We start from the raw sequence: 9,001 nt of genomic DNA on the forward strand, positions 1-9,001 counted from the left end.
GCACAAGAGGGCGTATAATTTATCTAAACGTGAGTTTGGGATAAGATCAAAACCTGGCATGCAATGCCAATGCCCCCCACCTGCACCTCCCCCAAAATTGCCCCTGCGATTTTGGGGGAGGGGGGAGGGGGACGAAACTTCGAAAGTTGATGTAAAAATGATTTATCCCAAATTGACGTTATTTTATATAAATCCCCCCAGACACAGGTTGGCGATGGACTTATCGGTCATCATCCCCGTATACAATGAGGAAGAATCACTCCTTTTACTGCATCAAGCAGTTCATCAGGCATTAGATCCGCTCAACCTGCGTTGGGAAATGGTGCTGGTGGATGACGGCAGCAAGGATGCCAGCCCGCGCATCATCGAACAGCTCCACCAGTCCGACCCGCAGCACGTGCGCGCCGTTCTGCTGCGCCGTAACTTTGGTCAAACAGCGGCCATCGCCGCCGGCATTGATCATTCCTGCGGGGAGAGGATTGTTTTGCTGGACGCCGACCTGCAAAACGACCCGGCCGATATTCCCACGCTGCTGGCAAAACTGGACGAAGGTTACGATGTGGTCAGCGGCTGGCGGATCAACCGGCAGGATCAATTTCTCACCCGCACACTCCCTTCCCGTCTTGCCAACTGGCTGATTTCCCAAACCACCGGCGTTCATCTACATGATTATGGCTGCACCCTCAAGGCCTACCGCCGCGAGGTCATTACCGGCTTTAAGCTGTACGGCGAAATGCACCGCTTCATTCCGGTTTATGCTCATTCGGTTGGGGCAAAGATCCTCGAAGTGCCCGTCCACCATCACCCGCGCCGCTTTGGAAAAGCCAAATACGGGCTGGAACGCACCGTTAAAGTCATTCTGGATTTGATCACCGTCAAATTTCTCAGCAGTTATGGCAATAAACCGATTTACCTGTTTGGCGGGGCCGGCTTCATTCTCATTCTGCTCAGCCTGATTACGCTGCTGGTGTTGTTTGTGCGGCGGGTATTCTTCCAAATCCCCGTTTTGGATTCCCCCATCTTTATCATGAGCACAATGGTGTTCATCCTCGGCTTTCAATCCATCTTGATGGGGCTGATTGCTGAATTGCTGGTGCGCACCTACCACGAATCACAGGGCAAACCAACCTATACCGTCCGTAAAATTCTGCCGAATAACCACCCTATTCATGAGCCCAACCGTTGAAGCTGCTGCCCTGCCTCTGCCTGCTGAACCCATGCGGAATGGACTTGCAATCCGCCTGTGGTTGCTGCTGACCGGGATTTTTGGCCTGCTGACTTTACCCGACCTGCTCGAAAAAGGGCGGTATTCGGGCTGGTTCATTGCCCGCTATTCGTGGCAGTGGAGTCTCCTGATCACCGTCTGTTTTTTGATCAGCCTGACCTGCCTTTTGTTATGGCTGGCACTGCAAAACGGCAGAAGCCGCCGCCTGATTCTGTTTTCTGAAAAGGCGGTACAACAACTCCAACGGCTGGGACGGTGGAACTATCTGCTGTATTTCGGCGGCTGGCTGCTCACGGCTGTTTTCATGCGTTTTTTCTTTGTCAAGCATTTTACTGCCCTCAGCGACCGCGTGTGGATTGTGTGGCTGGCGGCCGGGGTGACCAGCCTTTTTTGGATGGCAGCCGGAAGGATCCAGTTTTTCTGGGCTGTCGGTCTGGGAATGCTGATCGGCGGCTTCCTGGCAACTCTGATGACCTATGCGGCTGCCGTCAGCCCCTATCCCTTTTCACTGGGCTGGTCAGAAGCAAGCCGTTATTACTATGCTTCCCTGCCCTTTGCCAAACAAATCTACGGTTTTTCAATCCCCCTTTCTCCACTGCATGCCTCCCGCTATTTGCTGCTCAGTTTAGCCTATCTCATTCCCGATTCACCCCTGTGGTTTCACCGCCTCTGGCAGGTCATTCTGTGGATTGGGATGAATCTGGCAACCGGTTGGGCGCTTGCCCGCCGGCTTGGGCTGCGCCCGGCGCTGCTGATGGGGGGGACAACCCTTTGGGCATTTCTTTTTTTGATGCAGGGTCCGGTCTATTATCATCTGCACCTGTGTATTCTGCCGGTCTTGTGGTTGTACCACCCGCAACGCCCGATGCGCACCCTGGCGGGCGTGATGCTGGCTTCGGTGTGGGCCGGCCTCAGCCGGGTCAACTGGTTCCCCGTGCCGGCCATGCTGGCCGCCGCCATGTACCTGCTGGAAACCCCATTCCACACCCGGCGCAGCTGGCTGGCTTATTTGAGCCGCCCGCTGCTTTGGGGGGGTGTGGGAATATCCTGCGCGCTGCTGGCACAGGCTGCTTACATCCCGCTCTCCGGCAACAGCGACCCCAGTCTGTTTGCTTCCAGTTTTACCTCATTGCTTTTGTGGCACCGCTTGCTGCCCAGTGCCACCTCCGGTTGGGGAATTTTGCCGCTCGGGTTGATTGTCTCGCTGCCATTGCTGGGATTGATTGTCCTCAACACCCTGCGGCGCGGTGCCGGCTGGCATCCGCTGCGCCTGCTGGCACTGGCAGGGATTGGCGGTTTGCTCTTTGGCGGCGGACTGGTGGTCAGCACCAAAATCGGCGGTGGCAGCAATTTGCATAATCTGGATGCTTACTTTGTGCTGCTGCTGCTGATCGGAGCTTATTTTCTGTTCGACAAAGCCGTTCCGGATCAGCCGGGCACGGCATCGCCAACGAAGCGGCCGGCGGCCCTGGTTGGGCTCATTCTGGTTATGCCGGTTATCTGGTCGTTAGCCGAATTTTCACTGCCCGCAGCCAAAGACTTGCAGCAGGCACAGGTGACTTTGAACTCCTTAAATCAACTGGTCAGCAGCGCTGCTCAACGCGGTGAGGTGCTGTTCATCTCCCAGCGTCACCTGCTGACCTTTGGTTATGTACAAGATGTACCGCTGGTGGCAGATTACGAATTGCTGTTACTTTCGGAAGCTTCCATTTCCAACAACCGCACCCTGCTGGAAAAATTCTATCAGGATTTGCGCGAACGTCGTTTTGCCATGATCATTACCGGCCGGCTCAATCCGAGTTATCAGCGTCCCAAAATGGACCCCTTCGCCGAAGAGAACAACCTGTGGGTGGATCGCATTACCTTCCCGATTCTGGAATATTATGGGGAAGAAGCTTACTTTGGTGAACAAAACCTGCAAGTGTTGGTGCCCAAATGAGCACTGATCAGCCTGTTTCCGGGAAACCATCCCGCTTTCGTAACTGGAAGCAATGGGTTCAAATTGGAGGAACGGCGCTCTCGATCATTCTGCTGGTCATTTTGATTCGCCAGCAGGGATGGGGCGAGGTACTCTCTGCCGTAAAACAAATTCCGCTGCCCATTTTTGTGATGACGCTGGCGGTCATGCTCGCTTCCCGTTTGTGCGTGGTGCTGCGCTGGTACGCATTGTTGCGATCCGCCGGCGCGCCGGTCTCCTTCAAATCCATTTTCGAACTGGTCTTTGTCGGTTTGTTTGCCTCCAATTTTCTGCCCTCTACCATCGGCGGAGATGTGGTGCGCCTGGCCGGTGCCGTCATGCTGAGGGTGGATGGCGGCTTAAGCGCCGCCTCGCTGGTTGCTGACCGTTTGATCGGCATGGCCGGCATGACGGTGATGCTGCCGGTCGGCCTGTCCAGCGTGCTGGGTAAAACCGCACTTCATGCAGCTGGTTTGTTCAGCTCGCTGCTGCCTTTACCGGCACGTTGGCGCGAGAAATTGCGCGGTTTCATTACTCAGGTTTTGATCAGCCTGCAGCACTGGCTGAAACATCCGGCCGGGCTGGGTGCGGCGTTTGTGGCAACCCTGGGTCACATGGCTTGTACTTTTCTGAGTGTCTCTCTGCTCTTGAATGCCCTCGGTTCACCGCTTGACTTCTGGCAAATTGGCGGCTTATGGAGCCTGTCCTACTTTATCACCTTACTGCCGGTTTCCATCAACGGGCTGGGATTGCAGGAAGTTTCCATTTCCTATCTCTATCACACCTTCGGCGGCGTGCCGTTGGAAAACACCCTCACCCTCAGCCTGATGATGCGCCTGTTGTTCGTCGCAGCCAGCCTGCCGGGCGCGTTCTTTCTGCCGTTACTGGCAAGTTTGAGAAATGTAGAAACCGCAAACCACCAGTGACCAATCCAGAAGGAGGCCTGTCAATCTTCGGCAAGCACGGCCATTGTTTCGCCTTCTTCAACAAACTGCTCTGCCAGCAATTTGTCAGGGATTGCATCCGGCAGTTCATTTTCCAGGTTTCGGATGCGCGGATTCAGAAAAGCAAAGGCAGTCGCCACCATCAACAGAATGCCAGAGATCACAAACATCAAGCCGATACCCCGCCCGGCGCCTGCCCCGATCAGCATGCCGGGCAGGCCTTCTGCAAGCACCCCACCGGGGCGCATCAGCGGTTCGAATACCTGATCGGCCAGCGGACCTGCCAGCAAAAAAGCCAGCGGCATGATTGAGCGGGAAATCAGGCTGCGGATGGCAAATACCCTGCCCTGCACATCGGGGGCAACTTTGGTCTGAAAGATCGCCTGACTTAAACCCGAAGCAATCGGAACCGAGAAAAGGAATACAAAGAAACCGGTCGCAATCCAAAACGGGTTGGCCCGCAGGCCGATAGCCAGAACAGCCACACTTCCCAGCCCAATAAAACCCAGAACGCCGAAAATCCGCCGCTTTGGACCGCCCCACACCCCCAAAACCAGACTGCCTGTCAGCATGCCAAAACCGGTAGCCGTCTGAACAGCACCCAGTACCGCCGGGGTAGAAAACGAAAGCACCAGCGGGCCGGTCAGGACACTTGCAAGGTTCAACAGAAAATTGACCAGCGCAAAGTACACCAGTAAATTGAACAAACCCCTGCGCTGCCGCAGGTACTGCCAGCCGAACAAGGCATCCCGCCAGATTTTACCCCGTCCATCCTGTTCAATCTGGCTGGTCAGCGGCGGCTGGGGAATGCGCACAATCAGCAAAGCACCGACTGCAAAAAAGTAGGTGAGGAAGTCAATCAGAACAATGCCTCTCAACCCAATCACACCGAAGAGAATACCCGCCAACAGCGGTGCAATCAGCATCTCCATAGATTGGGCTACCTGCATCAAACCGCTGGCGCGGGCCAGATCCTTTTTCGGCACCAGCATGGTGATCGAGGCAGTGTAAGCCGGCTCCTGAAAAGCAGCGAACAATGAACCGGCCAACGCTACCAGATAAATATTCCAGATTCGCAATGAATCGCTCATCACCAGAAACACGACCGCCAGCGTGACCAGCGCATTGCCGGTATCCGCCAGAATCATCAGCCAGCGCCGGTTCCAGCGGTCTGCCAGCGAACCCGCCAGCGGTGTCAGTAAAATACGCGGTAATGTGCCAAACAAAACCGTAATTGCAAATGGGGTTGCCTGACCGGTTTGCTGGTAAATCCACACTCCCAGCGCGAAACTGGTGAGACCAGAACCGATAATTGAAATCACCTGGCCAATCCAGATGACCAGAAAAGTGCGCATGTTCCGCGGTTGCAGGTCGGTGTTCATCATTGCTCCGGGGTGCCTGGTTGACTTTCGGCAGGAAAATAAAAACTGGGGTAAAAAGCAATCATCAGGGAATAGGACTGATTGTCCTGCGCTTCTTTTTCATCGGACTGCTCAAATTCCTTGAGCAGTTCTTCAATTTTGGTTAGCAGACGGGCAGCCTGTTCATCGTTTAAGTTTGACCGGAGGCGATTCAATACCAGCCGGCGGGGTTTGGGAGGTTCTCCCTGCTCCAGCGCATAGAGACGGGCTTGCAGACTGCGCAGCAAATCTTCACGGGTGGCATCAATCGTATCCCGTACAATGCTCAGGAGTTGCTCATTATGCTCTCCGGATGGGAAAGAAAACAAATTGGGATCTACATCAATGGTCGGTGAAGTAACAGCGTAGATTTTTTCAATCAAGTTGCCTACCTGACGGGTTTCCTGGACGAAGATGAAGCCGAATTTTTCAAGCATATTGAAGTGGTAATATAACTTACTGGCGCTCATGCCCAGTTTTTCGGCTACCTGCCGCACCGTTTGCGATTGATGAAGCAAGGCTTCAAAGATTTGGGCGCGAATCGGGTCGGAAATGACCCGCATGGTCTCCATATCGCGGATGACAAACGCCGGGGAAGAAGATTTTTCCATTTGACATTCCTTTATCGCCAAAATAATTTTTTGCGTTAAAAAACAGTATAGCGATTTTTTCTATCCTGTCAAGATGAAATAGCCGAAAAAAGTACTGTTTTTTTCTGTTATTGGCGAATTGGATGGAACGATGGATGGATGCCTGTGATATAATCAATAATAGAACAATATTTCTATATTCAATCAGCAAGGAGAAACCGCATGTCCCATTCTTCCTCTTCAAATGGATTATCGGTGGTAGCCCTGATCATCATGCTGTTTCTGCTGTTCAACCTGTTTCATGACCGCCAGACGGCCAGCGCCACACCGTTGAGCAATCCTCCCACCCCTCTGCCCACCCCAACCGAAACCCCGCAGCCCGAGCCCCCCGTTCCCGATCCGTTCGCCATCCGTGCCCCCTATGATGAGTACATTCTGACTCAGGGACCGCACGGGCAATCTTACGGGCATCTGGCCATTGACCTGACCGCGGGTAAAGGCGCTCCCATTCTTGCGCCGATCAACGGCACCGTTACGGCTCACTATATTGACCAGTATGGTAACACCACCCTCATCCTCGAAAATGAAGTCTGGCAGGTGCTGATGCTGCACGGTGATTATTTTGTAGAGGTGGGGCAAAGCGTACAAATTGGCGAGACAGTCGGCTCCGAAAGCAATCACGGCTACACCGTGGACTGGCGCGGGCAGTCCTGCCGCAACCGCGATTGCGGTTACCACACCCACCTCAACATTTTTGACAAGCGCATCGGACAGAACGTCAATCCGTTGGATGTGTTATCCCCCTGATCCCGTTTGGGCAAAAAAATTAACCCCGCCTGAAGCGGGGTTTTTCATGCTTTAAGATGAATTTATTTTTCGTTTGTTTCTCTCAGATGACTGGCAATTTCCCGCGTGCTGATGAGCAACTCCTCCAGATTTTCTTTGGCCGCAACAAACAGTCTGATTACACCCCCAGCAATCAGATAGCCAATTCCAGTCACGAACCCGACACTCAACCACAAAATAAAGGGTATCGCAGGGTCATACGCTTCGGAGGCCATAGCCGTTGCCATCACAAAACCACCCAAAAACGAAAGATACCCCAGAATTTCGCAAACAACGCTCAGATTTTTGAGACCCTGATGAGGCTTTTCTTGATACGCATTTCCCTGATATTGATTGGTTTGACTCATGGCATTACAGTATCCTTTCCCATAGAAATTATGAATTTGGCAATGTCGCCTGACGGGTATATTTTTACCCTCCGAGGCTCATCCTGTCATGCGGAATTTCCCCTATTTTTGGAAGGCAAACTTACCGCCCGGAAACGGAACGAAATCCATCCCCCCAATCTGTCCCGCGCATTTCCACCCCCTCAATCGGTTTGGGGATGCAGGGAAAGGGCTGATAATAACACTGGGTATAACTCTCTTCACCGGCGCACAAGACCATGCCGTTTTCCAGCGAGCAGGGAAAAGTGGCATGGAGAGGATAATCTGGTGGCAGCAGCCAGCGTTGGGAGAATGTCCTCCCCTCAAAAGAAGCCGTCAGGAACCAGAGATGAACAACCACCATCCCTACCGTCAGAAAGGCATTGACCAGAAACGCCTGACTGTCCCGCAATCCACCCGCCAACCCGCTCATCAACCCCGCCAGTGGGAGGATCATCAGCAAAATCACCCAACCGTACCCAAAACGCAAATCTGGGGCATTGAAAAGCCAGTAAAGCGCTCCCGCCATTGCAAACAGGTATGCGCCCATCCATCCAAAATCTTGACCGGCCCAATTCCACTTCTTCAGGCGGGCAAGCAACCACACTACGCCCATCCCCGCCGGAGAGAGCATTGCCAGCAAGAGAATCAGGCGTTGATTTGTGGTGCGGTCACTGAACCAGACCGGCAGCCATTCGCCCAGCGGCATCTTCAACACCAGACTGGCATCCACATTGGGCAGACGCGCCCAGGCGCGAATGATTTGCGCCTCCCGGAGAGCCGTTTCGTAGGGGATTTTCCAATCCACATTGAACCAATCCAGGGCAGGGAAAGGATAGATGAGATACCCTGAAAGGATCACGTTGCGAGCCAGCCACGGCAGCAGTAATAACAATCCTAAAAATCCCCAGCGCAAAACCCGCACCGGTTGATGCCGAACGTCACTCAGCACCAGCCAGGCCGCCAGCAGCAATAAAGGCAGGGCCGAAAGTTTTACCGTTAACAAATAGACAGCCGTGCTGAAGATCAGCAGGCTGCGGATATCATGCTGTTCCTTCTGCAAGGCTGACTGTTCCAGCCACAATGGGATGACCAGCCACAGCATCAAAATCACGGGCAAATCCGTGCCGGGCGATGAAGTCTGTGAGCCCAAGAGGTAGAAGGCAAGCGGGAAAAACAACAGGCGCAGCCCATTCGCAGCGGTTCGTTCTCCACCCAGCCAGCGGCGCAGGCCGTTGCCAAAATCCCACACCGCCAGACCAAACAGCATTGCCCCCACCAGATGCAGCGACCGCCCGCCCCAAAAAGCCAGGCTGAAAACTGTGTTCAGCACCAGCCAGTGAGAATTATAAGCAAAGCGGCTGTGAAGATTGCCCAGCCCGGCAACCGTCGGATATTCTTCCATCCAGCGGATTGCCTGGGCGTGGTAAATGCCCGTGTCCGGGTTGGCAACCTGGTGAGTGGCGTTTTCCAGCACGGTCAGCAGCGCCAGCAGCAGCACTGCGCCTGCCGCAGCGTCCCAGCCGGTCAGGCGCGGCAGACGTGGCCGGCTCAGTTTCAACCAGCCCTGACGCGATCCGCTGAGGAAGATGGCCGCCGCTCCCAGAATCAGGATGCTGAAAGCCCGCCAATCCAAAGGCAAGGCCAGCGAAAGGCCGGCCGCCAGTGTGGTCA

At 54.2% G+C, this 9,001-nt stretch carries 8 protein-coding genes; 4 read left to right on the top strand and 4 right to left on the bottom strand.

Translation table 11 applies throughout. The features are described from left to right. Window positions 1-214 precede the first annotated feature (214 nt). Genes VAE48_RS01810 through VAE48_RS01820 form a run of 3 tightly spaced genes read left to right on the top strand, consistent with a single transcriptional unit; the run spans window position 215 to window position 4,108 of the window. Window positions 215-1,186 (top strand): glycosyltransferase family 2 protein, encoded by a 972-nt coding sequence (locus VAE48_RS01810; protein WP_322791599.1) that lies wholly within the window; start codon window positions 215-217, stop codon window positions 1,184-1,186. Continuing rightward, window positions 1,170-3,164: a hypothetical protein gene (locus VAE48_RS01815; protein ID WP_322791600.1), complete on the top strand. Its 1,995-nt coding sequence runs from the start codon at window positions 1,170-1,172 to the stop codon at window positions 3,162-3,164. The genes VAE48_RS01810 and VAE48_RS01815 overlap by 17 nt, the downstream gene beginning before the upstream one ends. Continuing rightward, entirely contained in the window at window positions 3,161-4,108 is a 948-nt protein-coding gene (locus VAE48_RS01820) for a lysylphosphatidylglycerol synthase transmembrane domain-containing protein (protein WP_322791601.1), read from the top strand. The genes VAE48_RS01815 and VAE48_RS01820 overlap by 4 nt, the downstream gene beginning before the upstream one ends. A 20-nt stretch (window positions 4,109-4,128) precedes the next feature. Here the strand turns inward: VAE48_RS01820 and VAE48_RS01825 are convergent, their stop codons facing one another. Both VAE48_RS01825 and VAE48_RS01830 read right to left on the bottom strand, forming a co-directional pair. Then, window positions 4,129-5,511, bottom strand: a complete 1,383-nt coding sequence (locus tag VAE48_RS01825) for an MFS transporter (RefSeq protein ID WP_322791602.1) — start codon at window positions 5,509-5,511, stop codon at window positions 4,129-4,131. Continuing rightward, window positions 5,508-6,137, bottom strand: coding sequence for a winged helix-turn-helix domain-containing protein (locus VAE48_RS01830; protein ID WP_322791603.1), 630 nt, complete (start codon window positions 6,135-6,137; stop codon window positions 5,508-5,510). The genes VAE48_RS01825 and VAE48_RS01830 overlap by 4 nt, the downstream gene beginning before the upstream one ends. 201 nt (window positions 6,138-6,338) lie before the next feature. Between VAE48_RS01830 and VAE48_RS01835 the strand changes: the two genes are divergently transcribed. Further along, window positions 6,339-6,923, top strand: a complete 585-nt coding sequence (locus VAE48_RS01835; RefSeq protein ID WP_322791604.1) for a M23 family metallopeptidase — start codon at window positions 6,339-6,341, stop codon at window positions 6,921-6,923. A gap of 62 nt (window positions 6,924-6,985) precedes the next feature. Here the strand turns inward: VAE48_RS01835 and VAE48_RS01840 are convergent, their stop codons facing one another. Continuing rightward, a complete protein-coding gene (locus tag VAE48_RS01840) occupies window positions 6,986-7,309 on the bottom strand; it encodes a hypothetical protein (protein ID WP_322791605.1) in 324 nt (107 codons plus the stop codon). A gap of 121 nt (window positions 7,310-7,430) precedes the next feature. Beyond that, a partial coding sequence (locus tag VAE48_RS01845) for an LIC_10190 family membrane protein (RefSeq protein ID WP_322791606.1) occupies window positions 7,431-9,001 on the bottom strand: 1,571 nt, incomplete at its 5' end.

Origin of the sequence: Bellilinea sp. (assembly GCF_034432615.1) — a bacterium.
Classification (GTDB): Bacteria; Chloroflexota; Anaerolineae; order Anaerolineales; family Anaerolineaceae; genus Bellilinea.